Annotated in this window: 21 protein-coding genes; 17 read left to right on the top strand and 4 right to left on the bottom strand. The window is 51.7% G+C overall.

The features are described from left to right. Positions 1–59 precede the first annotated feature (59 nt). Positions 60–1,649, top strand: coding sequence for an ABC-F family ATPase (locus CJA_RS13490; RefSeq protein ID WP_012488387.1), 1,590 nt, complete (start codon positions 60–62; stop codon positions 1,647–1,649). A gap of 69 nt (positions 1,650–1,718) precedes the next feature. On the opposite strand, the gene CJA_RS13485 is transcribed toward CJA_RS13490, so the two are convergent. Together CJA_RS13485 and CJA_RS13480 are read right to left on the bottom strand one after the other, a co-directional pair. Further along, positions 1,719–2,843 carry a S1C family serine protease gene (locus CJA_RS13485; RefSeq protein ID WP_012488386.1) on the bottom strand — a complete coding sequence of 375 codons (1,125 nt, stop codon included), beginning with the start codon at positions 2,841–2,843 and terminating at the stop codon, positions 1,719–1,721. A gap of 97 nt (positions 2,844–2,940) precedes the next feature. Next, on the bottom strand, positions 2,941–3,447 hold the full coding sequence (locus tag CJA_RS13480; protein ID WP_012488385.1) for a Z-ring associated ZapG family protein: 507 nt from the start codon (positions 3,445–3,447) through the stop codon (positions 2,941–2,943). A 136-nt stretch (positions 3,448–3,583) separates the two neighbouring features. Between CJA_RS13480 and CJA_RS13475 the strand changes: the two genes are divergently transcribed. Next, positions 3,584–4,261, top strand: coding sequence for an alpha/beta hydrolase (locus tag CJA_RS13475; RefSeq protein WP_012488384.1), 678 nt, complete (start codon positions 3,584–3,586; stop codon positions 4,259–4,261). Here the strand turns inward: CJA_RS13475 and CJA_RS13470 are convergent. Next, entirely contained in the window at positions 4,258–4,758 is a 501-nt protein-coding gene (locus tag CJA_RS13470; RefSeq protein ID WP_012488383.1) for a YgjV family protein, read from the bottom strand. The two genes, CJA_RS13475 and CJA_RS13470, sit on opposite strands and share 4 nt — an antisense overlap. A gap of 146 nt (positions 4,759–4,904) precedes the next feature. Between CJA_RS13470 and zapE the strand changes: the two genes are divergently transcribed. The 15 genes from zapE to CJA_RS13395 all read left to right on the top strand — a co-directional run bounded on the left by zapE (position 4,905) and on the right by CJA_RS13395 (position 22,020). Beyond that, positions 4,905–6,029: a cell division protein ZapE gene (gene zapE / locus CJA_RS13465; RefSeq protein ID WP_202944161.1), complete on the top strand. Its 1,125-nt coding sequence runs from the start codon at positions 4,905–4,907 to the stop codon at positions 6,027–6,029. Between the two features lie 89 nt (positions 6,030–6,118). After that, a complete protein-coding gene (gene rplM / locus CJA_RS13460) occupies positions 6,119–6,547 on the top strand; it encodes a 50S ribosomal protein L13 (RefSeq protein ID WP_012488381.1) in 429 nt (142 codons plus the stop codon). 13 nt (positions 6,548–6,560) lie between these two features. Then, the gene (gene rpsI, locus CJA_RS13455) at positions 6,561–6,953 is read left to right on the top strand and encodes a 30S ribosomal protein S9 (RefSeq protein ID WP_012488380.1); all 393 of its coding nucleotides are present in this window, start codon (positions 6,561–6,563) and stop codon (positions 6,951–6,953) included. Positions 6,954–7,202: 249 nt separating this feature from the next. Beyond that, complete coding sequence (gene petA / locus CJA_RS13450; RefSeq protein ID WP_012488379.1) at positions 7,203–7,802, top strand: ubiquinol-cytochrome c reductase iron-sulfur subunit; 600 nt, start codon at positions 7,203–7,205, stop codon at positions 7,800–7,802. A 1-nt stretch (position 7,803) separates the two neighbouring features. Next, positions 7,804–10,041 (top strand): ubiquinol-cytochrome c reductase, encoded by a 2,238-nt coding sequence (locus tag CJA_RS13445; protein ID WP_012488378.1) that lies wholly within the window; start codon positions 7,804–7,806, stop codon positions 10,039–10,041. Between the two features lie 102 nt (positions 10,042–10,143). Next, the gene (locus CJA_RS13440) at positions 10,144–10,563 is read left to right on the top strand and encodes a ClpXP protease specificity-enhancing factor (RefSeq protein ID WP_012488377.1); all 420 of its coding nucleotides are present in this window, start codon (positions 10,144–10,146) and stop codon (positions 10,561–10,563) included. A gap of 264 nt (positions 10,564–10,827) precedes the next feature. Continuing rightward, the gene (locus CJA_RS13435) at positions 10,828–11,799 is read left to right on the top strand and encodes a PstS family phosphate ABC transporter substrate-binding protein (protein ID WP_012488376.1); all 972 of its coding nucleotides are present in this window, start codon (positions 10,828–10,830) and stop codon (positions 11,797–11,799) included. A 163-nt stretch (positions 11,800–11,962) separates the two neighbouring features. Beyond that, positions 11,963–14,248: an ABC transporter permease subunit gene (locus CJA_RS13430; protein WP_012488375.1), complete on the top strand. Its 2,286-nt coding sequence runs from the start codon at positions 11,963–11,965 to the stop codon at positions 14,246–14,248. Positions 14,249–14,277: 29 nt separating this feature from the next. Then, positions 14,278–15,966 (top strand): phosphate ABC transporter permease PstA, encoded by a 1,689-nt coding sequence (gene pstA / locus CJA_RS13425; RefSeq protein ID WP_012488374.1) that lies wholly within the window; start codon positions 14,278–14,280, stop codon positions 15,964–15,966. Between the two features lie 44 nt (positions 15,967–16,010). Continuing rightward, complete coding sequence (gene pstB / locus CJA_RS13420) at positions 16,011–16,802, top strand: phosphate ABC transporter ATP-binding protein PstB (RefSeq protein ID WP_041551535.1); 792 nt, start codon at positions 16,011–16,013, stop codon at positions 16,800–16,802. A gap of 20 nt (positions 16,803–16,822) precedes the next feature. Further along, the gene (gene phoU / locus CJA_RS13415) at positions 16,823–17,545 is read left to right on the top strand and encodes a phosphate signaling complex protein PhoU (protein ID WP_012488372.1); all 723 of its coding nucleotides are present in this window, start codon (positions 16,823–16,825) and stop codon (positions 17,543–17,545) included. 212 nt (positions 17,546–17,757) lie between these two features. After that, the gene (locus tag CJA_RS13410; RefSeq protein WP_012488371.1) at positions 17,758–18,468 is read left to right on the top strand and encodes a FadR/GntR family transcriptional regulator; all 711 of its coding nucleotides are present in this window, start codon (positions 17,758–17,760) and stop codon (positions 18,466–18,468) included. Positions 18,469–18,529: 61 nt separating this feature from the next. Further along, positions 18,530–19,315 (top strand): SDR family NAD(P)-dependent oxidoreductase, encoded by a 786-nt coding sequence (locus tag CJA_RS13405; protein WP_012488370.1) that lies wholly within the window; start codon positions 18,530–18,532, stop codon positions 19,313–19,315. Positions 19,316–19,465: 150 nt separating this feature from the next. After that, positions 19,466–21,043, top strand: coding sequence for a sodium/sugar symporter (locus tag CJA_RS13400; protein WP_012488369.1), 1,578 nt, complete (start codon positions 19,466–19,468; stop codon positions 21,041–21,043). A 71-nt stretch (positions 21,044–21,114) separates the two neighbouring features. Then, on the top strand, positions 21,115–22,020 hold the full coding sequence (locus CJA_RS13395; protein ID WP_012488368.1) for an SMP-30/gluconolactonase/LRE family protein: 906 nt from the start codon (positions 21,115–21,117) through the stop codon (positions 22,018–22,020). Here CJA_RS13395 and CJA_RS13390 read toward each other — a convergent pair. Beyond that, positions 21,983–22,915 carry an AEC family transporter gene (locus CJA_RS13390; protein ID WP_012488367.1) on the bottom strand — a complete coding sequence of 311 codons (933 nt, stop codon included), beginning with the start codon at positions 22,913–22,915 and terminating at the stop codon, positions 21,983–21,985. The genes CJA_RS13395 and CJA_RS13390 overlap by 38 nt on opposite strands. Between the last annotated feature and the right edge of the window lie 50 nt (positions 22,916–22,965).

Below are 22,965 nucleotides of genomic sequence, written 5' to 3'. Positions count from 1 at the left end.
ACCAAAGGGCTCGCTCTCGGGGGCGGGCCTTTTTACTGTTTAACCATGAGAAACCTGTTGTGATTTCTACTGCCAATATCACCATGCAGTTCGGTGCCAAACCGCTGTTTGAGAATGTGTCCGTCAAGTTTAATAACGGCAACCGCTATGGCCTGATCGGCGCCAATGGTTGCGGTAAATCCACCTTTATGAAAATCCTCGGCGGCGATTTGGAACCTTCCGCCGGGCAGGTGATGCTGGAACCCAACACGCGCCTGGGTAAGCTCAAGCAGGATCAGTTTGCCTACGAAGACTATTCAGTTATCGATACTGTGATCATGGGCCATACCGAGCTTTGGGCCGTTAAGGAAGAGCGCGACCGCATTTATGCCAAGGCAGAAATGAGCGAAGAAGATGGCATGCGTGTAGCCGAACTGGAAGTGGCCTTTGCCGAAATGGATGGCTATACCGCCGAAGCGCGCGCCGGTGAATTACTGCTGGGGTTGGATATTCCCATTGAGCAGCACTTTGGTCTGATGAGTGCAGTGGCGCCTGGTTGGAAGCTGCGTGTGCTCCTGGCCCAGGCATTGTTTTCTGACCCGGAAGTGTTGCTGTTGGACGAACCCACCAACAACCTGGATATCAATACCATTCGCTGGTTGGAACAGGTGCTGAGTGAGCGCAGCAGTACCATTATTATCATTTCCCACGACCGCCATTTTTTAAATGCCGTGTGCACCCACATGGCGGACCTGGATTACGGCGAGCTGCGCGTTTATCCCGGTAATTACGATGATTACATGATGGCATCCACCCAGGCGCGCGAAAAATTACTGAGCGAAAACGCCAAGAAAAAAGCGCAAATTGCCGAGCTGCAAGCGTTCGTGAGCCGTTTCTCGGCCAACGCATCCAAGGCCAAGCAGGCCACTTCGCGCGCACGACAAATCGATAAAATCCAATTGGAAGATGTTAAGCCTTCCAGTCGCGTCAGCCCTTACATTAAATTTGTGCAAAATAAAAAATTGCACCGTCAGGCGGTGACCCTGGACAGTATTGGCAAAACCTTTGATCGCACACTGTTTAGCGATTTAAGCCTGCAAGTTGAGGCGGGCGAACGCCTTGCGATTATCGGCCCCAACGGTGCCGGTAAAACCACTCTGCTGCGTTGCCTGTACGGGGATTTACAGCCCGATACCGGTGTGGTGAAGTGGGCTGAACAGGCGGAAGTGGGCTATTTCGCGCAGGATCATGCGGCGGATTTTGCCGAGAGCACCAACCTGTTTGACTGGATGAAACAGTGGACCAAAGGCGATGAACAGTTGGTGCGCGGTGCCCTGGGGCGCATGCTGTTTTCCAATGACGAGGTGAAAAAGCAGGTAAAGGTTTTATCCGGCGGTGAAAAGGGGCGTATGTTATTCGGCAAACTCAGCCTGATTAACCCCAATGTGTTGTTGATGGATGAACCTACCAACCACCTGGATATGGAGTCTATTGAGGCGCTTAACCTGGCGCTGGAAAACTATCCGGGCACACTTATTTTTGTGAGCCATGACCGCGAGTTTGTGTCCTCACTGGCCACGCGTATTATCGACATGCAACCGGGCGGTGTGATTGATTTTCGCGGTAACTATGAAGAGTACTTACGCAGTCAGGGAATCTATACTCACTAGCCGGATAGGTTTTTCTATAGCACAGCGGCCGATGATGTCGGCCCCTGTGCTGTCTGCGGCTTTTCGATATCAGGTTTTGGTTTGACTGGTGCTTCGCTCACCGGCAATGGCTTCAAGTTCCTGTACCTGTCCATTGCGCAGGATGCGCAATTTGACGATGTCGCCGGGCACTAGTTTATTGACCAATTCCATACAGTGGCGCTCATCACGGATTTCTTCGCCATTAATATGCGTCAAGGCATCGCCAGGTAACAGCCCCGCCAAATGCGCGGGAGCGTTGGGCACAATATTAGTGATATAAATTCCGGGATAATCCGGGTGTTTGCCTCCCTCAATCCCCAACCAACCGCGAATGACACGCCCATGGGCTGCTATTTGTCGCAGAGACTCCATCGCTGTTTTGGCGGGAACCGCAAAACTGATACCGGCGGAGTTATTGGTTTCATCCAGCACGGCGGTATTGATACCGATCAGGTTGCCATAAGCGTTGATCAGCGCGCCCCCGGAGTTACCCGGGTTGATCGCGGCGTCTGTCTGGATGAAGTTCTCTCGATAGGCCTCTTCGCTCAGCCCTACATTCCAGCGACCTGTGGCACTAACAATGCCCTGGCTGACACTCTGGCCAACGCCGAATGGATTACCTATTGCAAGTACCACATCGCCAACGCGTACCTTGTCCGAGTCACCCAGGGGAATCGGCGTAATATTGTCGGCCTGGATTTTCAACACAGCCAGATCATTTTCATTGTCTATACCAACCAGGCGCGCAGACGTAACGCGCCCATCGTAGAGCAGCACCGCAATACGGTCAGCGCTATTGATGACATGGTTATTGGTGAGGATCAAACCGCTGGCGTCGACGATAACACCGGAGCCAAGTGTTTTTTCCATCCGCTCCTGCTGGGGCAGGTTGGAGTTGTTATAGAGGTGGCGGTAAAAGGGATTGTTGCGGAAGTTTTCATAGCGGGTAATGACCCGCTTTTCGGTGTATACATTGACGACGGCGGGTGCTGCCCGGCTGACGGCATCGGCATAGGATACCACCCCCAGGGGCGGTGTCGGTGTGGCTATTGCGTTAACAGCGGGGGGCTGTTGCAGTCGCAGTTGCGGGAACAGCAGCAGTACCAGAAGTGCGATGATAATGCCTGCAGCGATGGGCCAGCCTAGAAAAGTGACAAGGCGTTCAAGCTTCATACAGGGCTCCGGCAGGGCGGGTTATCTTGGGGCTGAGAATAAAAGCCCCGCAAAGGCGGGGCTTGGTTATCAAACGCTGGCCTTTGCAAAAAGGCCATCAGTAACGATTGGCTTTGCCATCAAAGTCATAGTCATCTGCGCTTTCTGTGGCTACGCGAGGGGTGCGTTCATGCTCATCATGCAGGTCATAGTCTTCACTTAGCGCGCCTTTAGACCCTGGTGTTTTGGGCGCCCAATCGCGCGGTGGTTCTATTTGCTGTTCGCTGATATACGCCTGGGTGCTGCCTGTGGCTCCGGTATTGGCTGAATCGAGGATCTGGCGACTGATCGCAGGTGTGGCCAATTTCAGGGCGCCATTTGCCAGGTGTTCGTGGACTTCACGGTACGCTTGTGTCAGGTTGTTGACCAGCGTAGAGGTCTGCGAGAAATGTTCTGCCACACTGCGCTGGTAAGCTTGAAGCTCGCTTTGGGCCTGGTGCAGTTGCTGTTCTATGGACTGCCCCAAAAGTTGTTGGCGAAACACATACAGTGCCAGGGCACCCAGGGCGCCGCCGGCCAACAGACATACAAAACCGGTGATGATGAGAGTACTGAGTGAATACACGAGAAGCTCCTCGGCTGGTTGCTTGTCAGGGCGACAGGCAAAGGTATGAATGAATCTATTATAAGTCCATTTTCTCATTAAAATGGGCAAAAAAATCGTAGCAAGTTGCCAGGTTTGTATCCGGTGGAGATTTTGCATGACTCAATGGGGATTGTCTGAAAAAGAGCGCGCTTTTTTTATTGGGGGAACCGTGGGGCCTATCGAGGCTATTTTGCACCGTGGTGCAGAAGCGGGTTGCGCCGCTGGCAAGGGATGGGTAGCGGTGATATGCCATCCCAATCCCTCGCAAGGTGGAACCATGGATAACAAGGTCGTGACTACCTTAATGCGCACTTATCGCGATTTGGGGATAGATACCCTGAGGTTCAATTTTCGCGGGGTGGGTAAGAGCCAGGGAAGTTTTGATAAAGGGCGCGGCGAACTGGCGGATTTACAGGCAGTGCTGGCCTGGATCGGCACAGGTTACCCGCAGTCCCGCCTGCTGTTGGCCGGTTTTTCATTTGGTTCTGCCATGGCTGCCCAGGCGAGTCACGAAGCAAGAGGTTTGGCCCATTTATTGTTGGTGGCGCCACCGGTAGAGCGTTATGCCTACGACCGCGGCGGCCGTTTCCCTTGTCCTGTGTCAGTCGTTATTGGCGGCCGGGATGAACTGGTGGATGCGAAGGGCGTTCATACCTGGGCTGCACAACTATCGCCACCAGCCCAGCTATTGGCTTATCCGGAGGCGGGGCATTTTTTTCATGGCCTGCTGACGACACTCAAGGCGGATCTCAACGAACACTTGATCCACGTGCTTGAAAGGGAAAAAGCCTAGTTTTCCCCGCCATAGCGATAAAGTTTGTAGATGGTGCGCAGGTTGACGCAGATCAGGGTTGATTCCAGCAGGGTGCCGCCCAGGGAACCGACCCAGATATTATTGCTGAGCCAAAAGCAGGCACCTATCAGGAAGGCGATCCGCATACCTATACCTTGCAGGCAAAAAAGGGCATAGGTCCCGATACAGGAGCCGATAACGGGCAGCATGTCTTGCCAGCGCTCGGCCAGCCAGAGTCCCAATCCAAAGCTAAGTGCAATAAATAGCCAGGCGATCAGCCGTGAGCGGGTGTGCAGCGACAGGCCTGTGCGTATTACCGATAACAAGGAGCTGAAGGCGGCAGTAGATGAGCCGAGCAGGGCAAAATGGATGCAATTGTTAAATTGCATGACAAACATAATGATTTTCAGGCGGCGATCACTGCGTTGATAAAAACAGTAGATACCCAGGGCAAAGCTCAATAGCCCGAAAAACTGGGCCAGGGGATTTTCAAACATCTTGATGGGATACTGGCGGGAAGGGTGAATAAATCATATCACAGGATAGGCTAGCTTGTGGCCTCGCCCTGCTTGCAGTAGAGTTCGCCCCACAACCTGTCCCAACCTGAACCTCTCTCAACCTGTCAGCAGTGAGCCAGTGCCTTTTGAGTCAGCCTCTCTCCCCCCGCGAGCGCTATGAGCGCGATTTGCAGCGTCCCGATTTTCGCCATGATCCTGCCCAGGCCAGGGCTGTGGAGCATTTGCAGTCGCTCTACGAGCAATTGGTGGCAGCCTGGAAGGAAGAGCAGAAACAGTCGTTCTGGGGCGGGCTTTTGCGTCGCTTTTCCAACGGGGAGCACGAGCCTGTGCGCGGCCTTTATTTTTGGGGTGGGGTTGGCCGGGGCAAGACTTACCTGATGGATAACTTTTATGAGAGCTTGCCTTTTGCACAGAAAATGCGCTCCCACTTCCACCGCTTTATGCGCCGGGTACACGCCGAGCTGAAAAAGCTGGATGGCCAGAAAAATCCCCTGCAGCGTGTTGCCGACATCATTGCCAGCGAAGCCAGGGTTATTTGCTTTGACGAGTTTTTTGTCTCGGATATTACCGACGCCATGATTTTGGGCACCTTGATGGAGGCCTTGTTCGCGCGCGGGGTCACCCTGGTTGCCACCTCCAATATCGTGCCTGATGGCCTCTATAAGGACGGTTTGCAGCGGGCTCGATTCCTGCCGGCGATTGATTTGCTCAACAAACATACTCTGGTCGTGAATGTAGATGGCGGGGTCGACTATCGATTGCGCGCATTGGAACAGGCCCAGTTGTATTACACCCCCCTGGGGACAGACGCGGATGTCGCCCTAAAAGCTTGCTTCGACAGCCTGGTTCCCGCCACTAGTGAGGTGCGGGAGCGGGTTGACCTGGAGGTGGAAGGGCGTTTGATCCTTGCCCGCTACCTGGCGGAGGATGTTGTCTGGTTTGATTTTGTGGAGCTGTGTGATGGCCCCCGTTCGCAGAATGACTATATCGAGCTGGCCTGCGAATACCAGACAGTATTGTTGAGCAACGTGCCTGCCCTGGGGCGTGAAAAGGATGATCAGGCGCGTCGTTTTATTAACCTGGTTGATGAATTCTACGACCGCCAGGTAAAACTGGTTATTTCTGCTGAACGCCCGTTGGCTGAGATTTACAGTACAGGTAAGCTGGAATTTGAGTTCCAGCGTACAGTCAGCCGCTTGCTGGAAATGCAAAGCCGGGAGTACCTGGCCCGCCCTCATCGCCCTGAATAAAATGCAGGTTGAGTTTTGTCCTTTGGATGTGTAACATGCCGCCTCCCTTTTTCAAGGGGCTAAATCCACATTCTTTAGGCAGGAATAACATGAAGACCTACGTTGCCAAACCTGAATCTGTCGTACACGACTGGTTCATCGTGGATGCGGCTGGTAAAACCCTCGGCCGTTTATCTGCGGAAATCGCTTCCCGCCTGCGCGGTAAGCACAAACCAGAATTCACCCCGCACGTTGATACCGGTGACTACATCATCGTTATCAACGCCGCTAAAGTGCGTGTTACTGGTAATAAAGCGACTGATAAAGTCTATTACCACCACACCAACTTCGCCGGTGGTATCAAATCAATCACTTTTGACAAGTTGATTGAGAAAGCACCAGAGCGCACTATCCAAACAGCGGTTAAGGGTATGTTGCCCAAAGGCCCTCTTGGCTATGCCATGTTCAAAAAACTGAAAGTTTACGCGGGCGCCGAGCATCCACATGCTGCTCAGCAACCAAAAGAACTGAACATCTAAGGGGAGCTGAGACATGTCTGTAACTCAATACTATGGTACTGGTCGTCGCAAGACCTCTACCGCTCGCGTTTTTATCAAAGCGGGTAGCGGTGTTATCACCGTTAATGACCGTCCCCTGGATGAATACTTTGGCCGTCCGGTGGCGCGCATGGTGGTTCGTCAGCCCCTCGAACTGGTTGATCTGGTTGAGAAGTTTGATGTTAACGTCACCGTGAGCGGTGGTGGTAGCTTCGGTCAGGCGGGCGCAATTCGTCACGGTCTGACTCGCGCACTGATGGAGTACGATGAGAATCTGCGCTCCGAGCTGCGTAAAGCTGGCTACGTTACCCGCGACTCCCGTGAAGTTGAGCGTAAAAAAGTGGGTCTGCGCAAAGCTCGCAAGAGACCACAGTACTCCAAGCGTTAATCGGCGGTCAGATCAGTTTTTGGTCGATTGTCGGATGGCGATCAAAAACGCCCAAGTCATCAATGGCTTGGGCGTTTTTTTATACTTTGATTTTGCGCAAGATAACCCAGGGTTTGTGTGGTTATTCTTGTCAGAAAAGCGTTAATTCTTTAAGATTGCCCGCCTTTTGGGTAGTCGTCGAAGACCGGTGGAAACCCGGCAAACCAGTGACTCGCTAGCCGTCTAAAGCCGTTAGGGGAGAAAATCGTCATGAGTAATGACGCTGTTAATCAAACGCGTCGCCGCATGCTTATCGGGGCTACCTCTGTAGTAGGTGCCGTAGGTGTGGTAGGTGCAGCAATTCCTTTTGTGGGTTCGTGGAACCCAAGCGCCAAAGCTAAAGCGGCCGGTGCTCCCGTCAAATATAACGTCAGCAAAGTTGAACCAGGCGCCATGGTGACCGTAGAGTGGCGCGGCAAGCCAGTTTACATCCTACGCCATACCCAGCAGTCGTTGGATAGCCTTAAGAAGGTCGAAGAAATGCATCTGCTGCTTGATCCTAATTCCGATCAACCCCAGCAACCTCCCTATGCCAAAAACCCTGAGCGCGCCATCAAAAAAGAGTTTTCTGTACTCCTGGGGATTTGTACCCACTTGGGGTGTGCGCCCTTATTCCGGCCGGATGTAGGTGCTGCGGATTTGGGGGGAGAGAAATGGCAGGGTGGTTTCTTCTGTCCATGTCACGGTTCCAAGTACGATTTGGCTGGTCGTGTCTATACAGGCGTTCCTGCGCCGCTCAACCTGGAGGTACCGCCTTACAGGTATGAAAGCGACTCGGTGATAGTCATCGGTGAGGATCAGGAGGCTTGATATGAATTGGTTAGTTGGTTTATGGCAGTGGGTTGATAAACGCCTCCCGGTTCAGCGGGCCTGGGATACCCACATGGGCAAGTACTACGCGCCCAAAAACTTTAACTTCTGGTATTTCTTCGGTGTGCTTTCTCTGTTGGTACTGGTGAACCAGCTGGTCACCGGTATCTGGCTCACCATGAGCTTCGTTCCCTCCTCTGAAGGTGCATTCGCGTCGGTTGAGTACATCATGCGCGATGTGGATTACGGTTGGATTATCCGTTATATGCACTCAACCGGAGCATCTGCATTCTTTGTCGTGGTTTATCTGCATATGTTCCGCGGCATGATGTACGGTTCCTATAAAGCGCCACGCGAACTGGTGTGGATCTTCGGTATGGTGATTTACCTGGTACTGATGGCTGAAGCGTTCATGGGTTATGTGTTGCCATGGGGGCAGATGTCCTATTGGGGCGCCCAGGTAATTGTGTCCCTGTTTGGTGCGATCCCTGTGATCGGTGAAGACCTGGTGCAGTGGATTCGCGGTGACTACCTGATTTCCGGCATTACTCTTAACCGTTTCTTTGCCCTGCACGTTGTTGCCTTGCCCATCGTGTTGCTGGCGTTAGTTGTGATGCACATCCTGGCGTTGCACGAAGTGGGTTCCAACAACCCGGATGGGGTTGAAATCAAGAAGAACAAAGATGAGAACGGTATTCCTCGCGACGGCGTTCCCTTCCATCCCTTCTACACCGTACACGACCTTGTGGGCGTAACGGTATTCCTGTTTGCCTTCTGTTTCGTGATTTTCTTTATGCCGGAGATGGGGGGCTTCTTCCTGGAGTACGCCAACTTCGAGGAGGCTAATAACCTCAAAACCCCAACCCATATTGCGCCCGTATGGTATTTCACCCCTTTCTATGCGGTGCTGCGCGCCGTAACCCTGCAAATTGAGCTGGGCCCACTGGTGCTCACCGCTAAACTGTTAGGTTTCATTGCCATGGGGGCAGCCATTGCCCTCTTGTTTGTGCTGCCCTGGTTGGATCGCAGCAAGGTGAAATCCATGCGCTATCGCGGCCATATCCCGCGCATCATGCTGATTACCTTTGCGGCTATGTTCGTGGTGCTTGGTTATTTAGGGGTTAAATCGCCGACGGATGGCAGGACCTTCCTGTCGCAGATTGCTACGGCATTCTATTTCGCCTACTTCCTCACCATGCCGGTATGGACAACGACCAGCCCGGAAAAAGCTACCTCCAAGATTTCATGGGTGCTGTGTGGTGTGTTTGCTGTGATTTTTGCCTGGATGGGTATTGATTACCTGGGCACGAATGATATTCCCGTGTTGCTCTACATCCTCACGTTTGCCCTGGCCATTATTTTTGCTGTGCTGCCCAAGCTGGCTACGCGTGACAAAGACCTGGTTGAGCCTAGCCGCACACAGGATAAGGGGTTGCCCAAACTCCTGGTATTTGCCGGTTTGGCCCTGTTTATCATCCTGACGGTAGTACCCATTAAGGCTGTTGCGGCTGAAGGTGCTTTTGCGTGCGGCAGTATCCCCTGTGATGAAATGGTTCCTGACCTTAAGAACAAGGAATCTTTACAGCGCGGGGCCAAGTATTTCGTCAACTATTGTATGGGATGCCACTCTGCCAAATTCTCCCGTTATGAAAGAGTGGCAGATGACCTGGATATCCCGCATGAGCTGGCTGAGCAGAACCTGATCTTTGGCGATCAACGCATCGGTGAGTTAATGGAGATTGCCATGCGTCCGCAAAATGCCAAGGTCTGGTTTGGTGTAGTTCCTCCGGATTTAAGCCTGGTGGCCCGTTCGCGCTCCCCGGAATGGCTGTACACCTACCTGCGCAACTTCTACAAAGATGACACACGGCCCTTTGGTGTGAATAACCGTGTGTTTCCCAATGTGGGTATGCCCCATGTCCTGATTGGCCCACAAGGCCTGTTGGAGTGCGGTGCTGGTCCAAAGCTGAATCACCATGGCGGTGCCTTGCGTAACGAGGTTGGCCAGATTGAAATGGATGAGCACTGCGGTGCCCTCAAGCCAGGTAAGATCAAGGGCAGTTTGTCGACCGAGGAGTTCGATCAGGCTGTATACGACTTGGTGAACTTCCTGGAATATGTGGCAGAGCCTGTTGCCGTGAAGCGCCAGCAGATCGGCTACTGGGTTTTAGGCTTCCTGGTGATATTGTTCATTTTTGTCTACTTCCTGAATCGCGAGTTCTGGCGTGATATTCACTAGTCAGCAGATGAGCACTAACGGGCGACGCAAGTCGCCCGTTTTGTTTTAAGGGTGATGTTGTTATTCTGGCCAGCCCCCGTTGTTTGATAGAAGGTAAGTTTCATGTCCATGACCTCCAGTCGTCCCTACTTCATCCGAGCGCTCTACGAGTGGATTGTGGACAATAACTGTACCCCGCATATTTTGGTTGATGCCCATATTGAGGGAACGCGTGTTCCCCAGCAGCACGTCAATAAAGATGGTCAAATCATTCTGAATATTGCGCCTTCGGCGGTCAGCGATTTTGTGATGGATAACCTCACACTCTCTTTCAGTGCCCGGTTTGGCGGTGTTGCAAACCATTTGTTTATTCCCTGTCATGCCATTTTGGGGATCTATGCCCGTGAAAACGGTCGCGGCATGATGTTTGAGCCAGAGGAAGCCCCCAAACCCCCAACGCCTCCTGCACCGGCTCCTGCGCCCAGCCCAGCGCGTGATATTAAATCTGCTACCAAGCGACCGGGCTTAAGGGTCGTCAAATAAACGATTATTCGCGTTCCTGGAATTAAAAACACCGCCCTTGTTGGCGGTGTTTTGTTTTGCGCGTGCAATAGCAATCGTAAAGATGACAGTCTCGCGACATTTTTGTGACATGGCGTGTATTGGTCATATAACTGTCATATTCGCTGGGTAGAGTGGCGACAGTGGTGGAACAAGCCCACCCCGCGGTAACGGGAATCAACAAGCGATCCTGTACCCATTACGTTTTACTGTCGCGTTTTTTACCTACTGTGAATGGAGCGCTCTATGAACGCCAAGCAAATAATCAAAGGGTTGGTTGTCGCCAGCTCATTGGTATGCGCTGCTGCCCTGCAAGCAGCAGTTGATTCCAAACTGCCTGAGTACAAAGTGACTACAGGTGTCTCTGGTACTGTTAACTCTGTAGGTTCAGATACGCTGAACAACCTGATGACACTGTGGGCAGAAGATTTTAAAAAGTGGTATCCCAACGTTAATATCCAGATCCAGGGCGCGGGCTCTTCCACTGCGCCACCAGCCTTGACTGAAGGGACTTCTAATTTTGGTCCCATGAGCCGCACTATGAAAGCGGAAGAAATCCAGTCATTCGAAGCCAAGCATGGCTACAAGCCCACCGCTGTTCCTGTCGCAATTGACGTTTTGGCTGTCTATGTCAACAAAGACAACCCGATTAAAGGCCTGACAATTCCCCAGGTGGACGCCATCTTTTCGGCTACCCGCAAGTGTGGTGCGCCCAAAGATATGACCCGTTGGGGAGAGGTAGGCCTGACCGGTGCCTGGGAAAAGCGCGATTTCACCATTTACAGCCGTAACGCTGTTTCCGGTACCTATGGTTACTTTAAAGAAGAAGCCCTGTGTAAGGGCGATTTCAAAGCTTCTATCAACGAGCAACCGGGTTCTGCATCGGTAGTGCAAGGTGTGTCTGAGTCGCTGAACGGTATTGGCTATTCCGGTATTGGTTACATCACCTCCGGTGTACGTGCGGTGCCGCTTGCGCGTAAAGAGGGCCAGGAATTTATTACTCCGGATGCTGCCCATGCCCTGGATGGTAGCTACCCGCTGTCACGGGTGCTGTTTGTGTATATCAACAAACACCCAAATCGCCCCCTGGACGCGTTGCAATTGGAATTCCTGAAGCTGGTTCTTTCCAAGCAAGGCCAGGAAACCGTAGAGCGTGATGGTTATATTCCACTGCCTGCTGCCATGGCTGAAAAAGCATTGGCTGAGTTGCAGAAGTAAGCGCCTGTCGCTTGGTTATTGGAAGCCGCCGATGATTTCGGCGGTTTTTTTTAGCCTGCAGAAAAGTGTTGCAGTTCTATGACAGTGCGAATGGTTTTGTAACAAAACTGTCATCTGGTGTTGCTAGGATTCCAACGCCAGACAGCTGCCAGGTAATGCACCTATGTCCAACCTTAAGATACCGGTCAAGCCAATGAATAGTTTGATGCCGACTGCCGAGCAGCGCACCCGGTTGCGCAAGATTCGCCGCTTTAAAGACCAATTTTCCCGTTATGGAATTACGGCGGCTGGTATTGCTGTCGTTTTCTCTCTGGGATTGATTTTTTTCTATTTATTTTCAGAAGTCGCCCCTTTATTTCGCGGCGCATCAATCGAGATCAAAAAAAATGTACCTGCAACCCATTATGGACAGCAGGAATCTATCGCCTACATGACACTTGAGCGCTACGAAGAGCTGGGAACTTTTATAGATGCCAAGGGAAATATTCGATTCTGGGATGTCAATCGCCAACAAGCGCGCGCCCAGGTCAGTATGGCAATTCCCGAGGCCGCACAGTTGGCCAGTGTTGGTAAGAGCATTCCCTCCAGTGGATTGGTGGCACTGGGATACAGCAATGGTCAGGTTCTGGTATTAAAACCCAGTTATGCCTTGAGCTACCCCAATGACCAGCGTGAAATTACCCCGGGCATTGCCTATCCCCTGGAGTCATCGCCCTTATTGGTTGATGAGCAGGGTGCTGTACTTCGATTGGTGGCATTGCAGGAAATTCACGGCGGCATCCTGTTAGGGGCGGTTACCGCCGATGAACGTATTTTGCTGGCTTCTTTTTCCAGCAGCCAGAATTTTTTAACCGGTGAAACCCGTGTGATGCAGGATGTGTATTCATTACCACCATTACCATCCGGTGAGCGCGCCTTGTTTATGCAGATTGATGAGTCTGGCAGGCACCTGGTTGTCGCCTCTGATCAATCCAAACTCTATTTATTCAATATCCTGAACCCTGCGGCTGCAGAACAGCGCGCCGGGGTAAAAGTATCGGATGCCGCAATTACCGCCATGGAATTTTTGGTGGGTACCGGGTCACTGGTTATCGGAACTGCCAAGGGTGAAATCAGCCAATGGTTCCTGGTGCGTGATACTGATAACCAGTACCACGTTCAGCATGTACGTGATTTTGATGCCTTGTCCGGCGCAATTACCGTTGTCAGCCCCGAATACAGCCGCCGTGGTTTCTGGGTCGGCGATGACCGCGGTAATCTGGGCGCATTTTATGCAACCTCGGAGCGCACGTTACTCATTGAAAAATTGAGTGATAAAGCGATTCGTCACATTGCAATATCACCCATTAACAGCCGCGCTTTAATTGTGGATGACAGCCAGTCTTTAATGATTGCTGAGGTATGGAATCGCCATCCGGAGGTATCGTTCAGCTCTTTGTGGCAAAAGGTATGGTACGAAGGACGCGAAGCACCGGACTATATTTGGCAAGCCTCGTCCGGTAGTGACAGCTTCGAAGCCAAAATGAGTTTCGTACCTTTGTCCCTGGGTACGATAAAAGCAGCATTTTTTGCCATGCTGTTTGCTATTCCATTGGGAGTGATGGGCGCAATTTATACCGCTTACTTTATGACACCCAAGTTGCGAGGCCTGGTTAAACCTACCATCGAAATCATGGAAGCCTTGCCTACGGTCATTTTGGGTTTCCTCGCCGGGCTTTGGCTGGCGCCTTTTATAGAAAATCATCTGCCGGCTATTTTTGCCATCCTGGTTGCGGTACCGCTGGTTATGTTGTTGGTTGGCTATCTCTGGAGCCGTTTGCCCGGCATGATTCGCGAGCGGGTTCCTGCGGGTTGGGAAGCGGTGATTCTGATGTTGCCTATCGTGTTAACCGGTTGGGCTTGTGTCGCTATCAGCGCCCATACCGAGGTCTGGTTATTTGATGGCAGCATGCGCCAATGGTTTACCAATAACGGTATTAACTATGATCAGCGCAACGCATTGGTCGTTGGTATCGTGATGGGGTTTGCCGTTATCCCCACTATTTTCTCAATTGCCGAAGATGCTGTTTTTAGTGTGCCCCGGCATCTCACCCAGGGTTCCCTCGCATTAGGTGCTACGCGTTGGCAGACGGTTGTTGGTGTGGTATTGCCCACTGCTAGCCCGGGTATTTTTTCGGCGGTGATGATGGGCTTTGGCCGCGCTGTTGGTGAAACCATGATTGTATTGATGGCGACAGGTAACAGCCCGGTGGTGAATTTCAATATCTTTGAAGGTATGCGAACCCTCTCGGCAAACATTGCGGTGGAGTTGCCCGAGACAGCTGTGGCCAGTACGCATTTCCGTGTGCTCTTCCTGGCGGCGCTGGTACTACTTGCATTTACCTTTGTGGTGAACACCCTGGCGGAAATTGTGCGTCAGCGGTTGCGCCAGCGCTACAGTAATCTTTAATCACCGGCTCATTTTTTCGGAAGTTCGTTATGAAGAATCTGACAAGACGCAAAACCGGCTGGTTTGCCAGCGGCGCGCCCTGGATCTGGTTAAATGCCGGGGCCATGGCCGCTAGCCTGGTGATGGTCATTGGCATTGTGGGTTTGATTGCGGTACGGGGTTTTGGTCATTTTTGGCCGGCAGATATTCTTGAGACCACAGTGGTTCACCGCGATGGACAGCAACAGAAAATCATGGGGGAATTTGTACGCGAGGAAATTATCGCTGCCAGTGTTGCCCGTGATGGCGGTTATCAGGTTGAAGATGGCAAGGAGCTATTGAGTCGTTACCTGATCAAACTGGGAAATCGTGATGTGAGTGGCCGCGATTTTGTTTGGTTCATGGAAATGGGGATGGGGGAGTGGACTTACCCCAGCGATGCAATTGTGGTAGAGCGACGCGAATGGGGCAACTTTTATGGTTTTCCCCTGGCAATCCAGGAAGGCGATAAAACCATTGTCGAGGTGACAGGTGCAAGCTTTTGGGATGAACTTGATCGTCGTGTAACACGTGCATTGGAATTGCATGCGCAAATTCATCGGATAGAAAAAACAGATATTGGCCGTATTAATCGCGCAATGGATGAGTTGCGTCTGGAACGCAGACGCCTGGAATTAAAAGGTGTAACCAGGGAGCGGCTGGTGATTGCCGATGCGGAATTTGCAGAGCGCCGCGCGGTACTGGAACAGCGCTATTCGCAAGTTAAACAGGATCGCGATGAGATATTGTTGTTAGCCAAGCGCGACAAATTACATGTGCGCACCGCAGATGGAAAAAATATCACCATTCCATTGGATAATATTGTGCGTGTGACCCGTCCCAATACCATGGGAGTGTTCACAAAAGCGGGGCAGTATGTTGAGCGCTTCTGGGAATTTATGACGGATGAGCCGCGCGAAGCGAATACCGAAGGTGGTATCTTTCCGGCGATTTTTGGCACTATTACCATGGTATTGGTGATGTCAATTATTGTGTCGCCATTTGGTGTTCTTGCCGCAATTTATCTGCGCGAATATGCCCGCGACGGGACTATGCTCAAAATCATTCGAATTTCAGTTTATAACCTGGCCGGCGTTCCTTCGATTGTTTACGGTGTGTTTGGCCTTGGTTTTTTCGTTTACACCCTGGGGGGAAATATCGACCAGCTCTTCTACCCTGAGAGCTTGCCTTCCCCAACATTTGGAACACCTGGTTTATTTTGGGCATCACTGACACTGGCGTTGCTGACATTACCGATTGTCATAGTGTCAACCGAAGAAGGTTTGACGCGGATTCCCAGCAGTATTCGCCAGGGTAGTCTTGCGCTTGGTGCTACCAAGGCAGAAACTCTGTGGAAGGTCGTCGTACCCTTGGCTACGCCTGCCATGATGACAGGGCTGATCCTGGCGATTGCGCGCGCGGCCGGTGAAGTCGCGCCGCTGATGTTGGTCGGTGTGGTGAAGTTGGCGCCCTCGCTGCCTATTGATGGCAATTTCCCCTATATCCACCTTGACCAGAAAATCATGCATCTCGGCTTCCATATATACGATGTCGGTTTCCAGAGTCCGAGTGTGGAGGCAGCGCGCCCGCTGGTATATGCGACGGCATTAGTGCTGGTACTGCTGATTATTGTGCTTAACATTACTGCAATTCGTATCCGCAATAACCTGCGAGAAAAATATCGCAGCGCGTCGGATTAATTGGCTTATCCCGTTTTATCTTATTGACTTACAGGCACACGACTATGACTCCAGTTGCTGCGGCAGATGCGCTTGATGCACAACCCATCAAGCTTGAGGTGAAGAACCTTGATTTGTATTACGGTAACAAACGCGCACTCAATAGCGTGAATATGAAAATTCCCGAGAAAAAAGTGACTGCGTTTATCGGTCCATCCGGTTGCGGTAAGTCCACATTATTGCGCTGTTTCAACCGTATGAATGACCTGGTGGATGCCTGCCGTATCGAAGGTGAGATACTGCTTGAGCACACCAATATTTATGATCCTAAAGTCGATGTGGCAGAGTTGCGTCGCCAGGTGGGAATGGTGTTCCAAAAGCCCAATCCATTTCCCAAGTCCATCTATGAAAACGTTGCCTATGGCCTGCGTTTGCAGGGAGTAAAATCCAAACGTGTCCTGGATGAAGTGGTGGAAGAGTCATTGCGCGGTGCTGCGCTTTGGGATGAAGTGAAAGACCGGTTGCACGATAACGCGTTCGGTCTGTCGGGCGGCCAGCAACAGCGCCTGGTGATTGCGCGTGCTATTGCGATTGAGCCGGAAGTGATTTTGCTGGATGAGCCGGCGTCTGCCCTTGATCCAATTTCCACCCTCAAGGTGGAAGAGCTGATTAATGAGTTGAAAAACAAATACACGATTGTGATCGTAACCCACAATATGCAGCAGGCGGCAAGGGTATCTGATTACACAGCGTTTATGTATATGGGGGATTTGGTCGAGCATGATTTGACTGATACGCTTTTCACCAATCCCAGTAAAAAGCAAACCGAAGATTACATCACCGGCCGTTACGGTTAATGCGGAGGCGCAGCACGATCATGGATATTACCAGTCATACCCATCATATTTCCCAGCAATACAACATAGAGCTGGAAGCGATTCGTACCCATCTGTCGGAAATGGGCGGCATGGCGCAACGCCAGGTTAATGATGCCATCCAGGCGTTGATTGATGCTGATATTGAACGCGCAGAGCAGGTAGTTCGAGCGGATATCGGTGTTAACAATATGGAAGTGACCATTGATGAGGAATGTGTCCGTATCCTGGCTCGTCGCCAGCCCGCTGCCAGTGATTTGCGCCTGGTTATTGCCGTTACCAAGGCCATTACCGACCTTGAGCGTATTGGCGACGAGGCGAGCAAAATTGCCCGTCAGGCTATCGCTATGCACAAGGACGGATTGGCGCCGCGCGGTTATATTGAAGTGCGCCATATCGGTGGCCATGTTTCCCGTATGCTGCAGGATGCATTGGACTCCTTTGCCCGCCTTGATCTGGACATGGCTCTGACGGTTGTACAGACCGACAGGGTCGTGGATATGGAATACAGTACGGCCATGCGCGAGCTGGTGACGTTTATGATTGAAGACCCGCGCAGTATCACCCGGGTGCTGAATATCATGTGGTCGCTGCGCGCCCTGGAGCGTATTGGTGATCATGCACGCAATTTGGCCCAGTATGTGATCTATCTGGTCAATGGCGAGGATGTTCGCCATGCCAACCTGGAGGCTATCGAAGAAAACGTCCATCCCCGCGACGAGTAATTTTTGTGCGTCCATGCGGCGATTTGGACGCAATTTTTGCGTGACTAAACCCGTCTGCTCTAGTTAAATAACCCGCGCTCCTGAGGGAGCGCGGGTTTTGTTTTTTGGACACAACAAATGGTCAGATACCTCGGAATCCCTGTTTCTCCACAGACGTAAAAATCACTTGTAGGATTCTTGACATATATATAATATAAATAGGCTCAATAACTATGCTGGATACGGGACGCAATTTAACGCACCAGCTCACCCATCAACTGGGTGCGGCAATTGTGCAAGGTCAATACGCCATTGATAAATCCTTCCCTACCGAGGCGGAGTTATCACAACAGTTCAACATTAGCCGCAGTGTCACTCGTGAGGCAGTGAAGATGCTGACAGCCAAGGGGCTGATCGCATCGCGCCCGCGCCAGGGGATCAGGGTAATGCCCAGTACCCACTGGAATATGTTTGACGCTGATGTCCTTGGCTGGACGCTCAATGCACGTCCTTCGCTGGAGTTGCTGCGCGAGTTCACCCAATTGCGTATGGCCATTGAGCCGGAGGCGGCTGCATTAGCGGCAGAGAACGCGAGTGATGGCCCGCGTATCAAGGCGATTGGCGATGCCCTGGCGCGTATGAAAAAGGCCGATGAAGGCCAGGATGATCCGCTGGTGGCGGACATTGAATTCCACTGCGCCATTCTCAGTGCCAGCAACAATCGCTTCTTCTATCAGCTGCGCGATTTCATCCAGGTGGCTTTGCGTGTGAGTATTGCCAGTACCAACCAGTTGAAAGGGGTACTTGCAGCCAACTACGAGGATCATAAGCGTATTTATGATGCGATTTGTGCCGGTGAGAGGGAGCAGGCGGCTGCAGCGGTAAAAGTACTGCTGGTGGAGGTCATGGATCTGATCAATCGTTCTTTGGTCAAACCCAGATAGCGCTCGGGTCTACACTGAGTGTCTAGATGTGATTGAGCAGCCGAGCGAGAGAGACCAGATCATGTACAGCTATTCCCCTCATCAGGGTTATACGCGCTACCCCAGCCTGGAAAACGCTAGTGTGTTTATCACGGGCGGTGCAACGGGTATTGGCGCGGCGCTTGTGGAAGCCTTTGCCGCGCAGGGCGCGCAGGTAGCCTTTGTTGACCTGGATGATGCCGAAGCGCTCAGCCTGTGTGACCAGCTGGTTGCCAAAGGGTATCGCCGTCCCTGGTACAGGCATTGCGATGTGAGTGATATAAGTGCCCTTAAAGCGACTATTGTGGCGGCTGGTGCCGAGCAGGGCGATATTCGGGTATTGATTAATAACGCCGCCAATGACCAGCGTTATGACACGCGCAGTTTGAGCGAAGAGCTCTGGTATCGCGGTTTGGCCGTTAACCTTCACCCTGCGTTTTTTGCGGCGCAGACGGTACAGCCGATGATGGCGCGCCTGGGTGGTGGTTCGATTATCAATATCAGCTCCATCAACACCGAATGGGCGCCGCCACAGCTGGCCAGTTATATCACGGCCAAGGCCGGAATCCTGGGGATTTCCAAATCCCTGGCGACGGATTTTGGCGAGGACAATATCCGCGTTAATGCGATATTGCCCGGTTGGGTAGCGACTCCCAAACAATTGGAGAAATGGCTATCCGTAGAGGAAGAACACGAGTTGATGAAGCGTGTGTGCCTGAAAAAACGTCTGGGTGCCCACGATGTGGCCAAATTGGCCCTGTTTTTAGCAGCTGATGATGCAGCCATGATTACTGCCCAAGAGTTCGTCATTGACGGCGGCAGAATATAAAGAAAGATAAATCGCACCGTTTTCCTGACTTTGCATTCACCCGCTTCGGCGGGTGAATGTTTGTAGCGAGTGTGAAAAATCAGCAAGCGTGCTACGAGAATAATCAACACATATCACTACAACTGATAACTTCAAGCTAGAGGTACATCCATGCATTTAAATGCTCTTGACCTGACGGTATTCGGGCTTTATGCCGTCATTCTGATTTTTGTTGCCTATTGGGTCTCCCGAGAGAAAAAAGGGCATGAAAAAGATGCCAGTGATTATTTCCTTGCCAGTAAATCCTTGCCCTGGTGGGCGATAGGTGCATCGCTGATTGCGGCGAATATTTCCGCCGAACAAATCATCGGTATGTCGGGTTCCGGCTATGTCATAGGTATGGGGATTGCGGCCTATGAACTGATGGCGGCAATCACCTTGATTATTATTGCCAAATATTTCCTGCCGATTTTTCTGGCGCGCGGTATTTACACCATGCCGCAGTTCCTGGAAAACCGCTATGACGGTCGCGTGCGCACCATCATGGCAATTTTCTGGCTGGCGCTGTACACCTTTGTAAACCTCACATCAGTATTGTATTTAGGGTCTCTGGCAATCTCGCAATTCCTTGGGGTTGATATGCTTTATGGCATGGTCTTCCTGGTATTGTTTTCGATGGTTTACTCGATTTACGGTGGCCTGAAAGCGGTTGCCATGACCGATATTATCCAGGTCATCATGCTGGTGTTGGGCGGGCTGTTTGTCAGCTATCTGGCACTTAACCAGATTTCGGGGGGCAATGGTGTTATCGAAGGCTTTAGCACCTTGCTGGAAAAAGCTCCCGAAAAGTTTGACATGATTATTTCGTCGGACAACCCCAACTACGACAAGATCTATATGGATTTGCCGGGGATTTCAGTATTGATTGGCGGCCTCTGGATTATGAATATCAGCTATTGGGGGTTTAACCAATACATCATCCAGCGCGCACTCGCCGCCAAGAGTATCCAGGAAGCGCAAAAAGGGATGGCATTTGCAGCCTATATCAAATTGTTTGTGCCAATTATTGTGGTGCTCCCAGGTATCTGTGCCGTTGTTTTAGCACCGGAATTAAGCAAACCTGACCAGGCTTATCCGGAAATGATGAAACTTTTACCCCATGGTTTACTGGGCATTGCTTTTGCCGCACTGGTGGCTGCAATTGCCTCCTCGCTCAGCTCCATGAGTAACAGTATTTCCACTATTTTCACGATGGATATTTACAAGAAGCTCATTAATAAAGAGGCGTCGGAGCACAAATTGGTTTTTGTGGGTCGATTGACGGCATTTGCAGCCATGTTGATTGCTATTGTTCTGGCCAAGCCCCTGGTTGGACAATCCGAGCAGGCATTCCAGTTTATTCAGGAGTTCACGGGTTTCTTCACCCCGGGTATTGTGGTTATTTTCCTGTTTGGTTTCTTCTGGAAGAAAGCCAATGCCAACTCTGCATTGGTAGCGGCAATCGCCTCGGTTGTTCTTTCCTGGTCATTTAAAGTCTTCCTGCCGGAAGTGCCCTTTATGGATCGTGTTGGCCTGGTATTTATTCTCTGCTGTGTATTGGCGGCACTGGTTACCTATTTGGGTGGAGCGAAAGAGCAGAGTAATGCTATCCACCTCGATGACATCAGTTTCAAAACTACCTCCGGTTTTAATATTGCCTCGGTGGGTGTTGTGCTGATTTTGGCTGCGATCTATGCCACATGGTGGTAAGCTCAAGCGTCTTCAGTAACCAACAAAAGCGCCCCATGTAGGGGCGTTTTTGTTAGTGATAGGTCACACCAATGAATACACTTTCACTCTGTTGTGTAGTGCCTTGCGCTAATCTGCTTGGCGAAGGTATCCAGTGGAATCACCGGGATCAATGTTTCTGGTGGGTGGATATTCATGGCTGCCACTTGTACCGTTATCGCTTGTTGTCAGACCGCCTGGATACCTGGCCGTTGCCTGAACGCCTGGCGTGTTTTGCCTTTGTAAACGGTGATTCGCGTTTGCTCGCCGCATTTGCATCAGGTTTTGCCTGGTTTGAGCCGGACACTGGCAGTGTGGAGTGGATTGCAAGGCCTGAGGCCGGTATTCCTGGCAATCGCTCCAACGATGGTCGTTGCGACCGCCAGGGGCGCTTCTGGATGGGGTCTTTGGTTGAGCAGGCCGAAGGCCAGTCCGCAGGCTTGTATTGCCTTGACCGGCATTTGCAGACAAGCCGGCATTTATCCGGGTTGCGTATATCCAACGCGCTCTGCTGGAGTCCTGATTCTTCCCGTTTGTATCACGCTGATTCACCTACGCATCAGATTCGTGTTTATGATTTTGATGTGCGGTATGGCCGCTTGTCGAACGGGCGCATCTTTGCTGAAACCGAGCCCGGTGTTGAGCCTGACGGGGCTTGTGTCGATGCGCAGGGTTATGTGTGGAATGCGCAGTGGGGTGGCAGCCGTGTGCGCCGTTATGCACCTGATGGCAAATTGGATTTTGAGTTGTCCATGCCGGTGACCCAGCCAACTTGCGTCGCTTTGGGCGGTGAGCAGCTAAATTTTCTGGCGGTGACCAGTGCGAGGGTGGGATTGTCCGATGAGCAGCTTCAGCAACAGCCCCAGGCAGGTCATGTTTTTATTTATGAATCGCCGTTTCAGGGATTGCGTGAATCCTGGTTTACTGTAGGTGGGAAATCATCATCAGCCCCAGGGTAACGCTGAACAGCGCCAGGAATGTGGTTTGTGCCACGATAGTCGCGGCGAGTTTGCCGTTGGCTCCTGCGGCTTCTGCCATCACATAGCTCGCGGCGGCAGTCGGGGCAGCTGCCAATAAAAACAAAATCACCAGCAGCTCGTCCTGCACGCCCAGCCCAATACCCAATGCACAGGCGATGAGCGGCGACAGCACCAGCTTCCATAGGTTGGCGATGATGGAGGCTCCATCAAAAAAAACCAACCGGCGACCATTCAAGCTGCCACCAATACACACCAGGGCCAGTGGCAACACGAATTGTGTAATCAGGTGTGTTTTTTCCTGGGCTGCCTGCGGAAAAGTGGCGGGGCTCAGGTTGTAAAGCCAGCCGGCGGCAATCGCAAGGATCAGCGGGTTGGTAATAATGCCTTTGAAGGTTCCTGCCCAGCTTTTGTTGCGATCCAGAATAAATACCGAGAGTACGTTGTAAATCACAACGGTAAAGGCCACTGGCAAGGTCGCCATGGCCATCCCGCGCTCCCCATAGGCATTGACGGCAAATGCCAGCCCCAGGATCACCAGGTTGCCGCGAAAAGCGCCTTGTACAATCACTCCCGCATCGTCTGTCTGTTTGCACAATAGCGCTGTTAACCAGCTGCCGCCGAACACAATGAATGTCATCAAGGCAAAGGCGATTAACAGGTTGAGTTTTTCGCCGATGTGCAAATTGGCACTGGCACAGGTGGTAAAGAGTATTAATGGCAATCCCAGCTTATAGACAAGCTGATTGGCGCCTTTGATAAAGCGACTGCTCATGCAACCCAGGCTGACCAGGGCCATACCCAAAAACATCAAGGCAAATGTAGGCGCGGTAATACGCAACGCAAATAGAAAAATATCCAGTGAGGATTGATTCACGCATACCTCAGGGGTAAATACAAAAACCCGGCAGATGCCGGGTTTTTCGG

Source organism: Cellvibrio japonicus Ueda107, from assembly GCF_000019225.1.
Taxonomy (GTDB): Bacteria; Pseudomonadota; Gammaproteobacteria; order Pseudomonadales; family Cellvibrionaceae; genus Cellvibrio; species Cellvibrio japonicus.
This window is presented reverse-complemented; position numbering and strand designations above follow the sequence as displayed.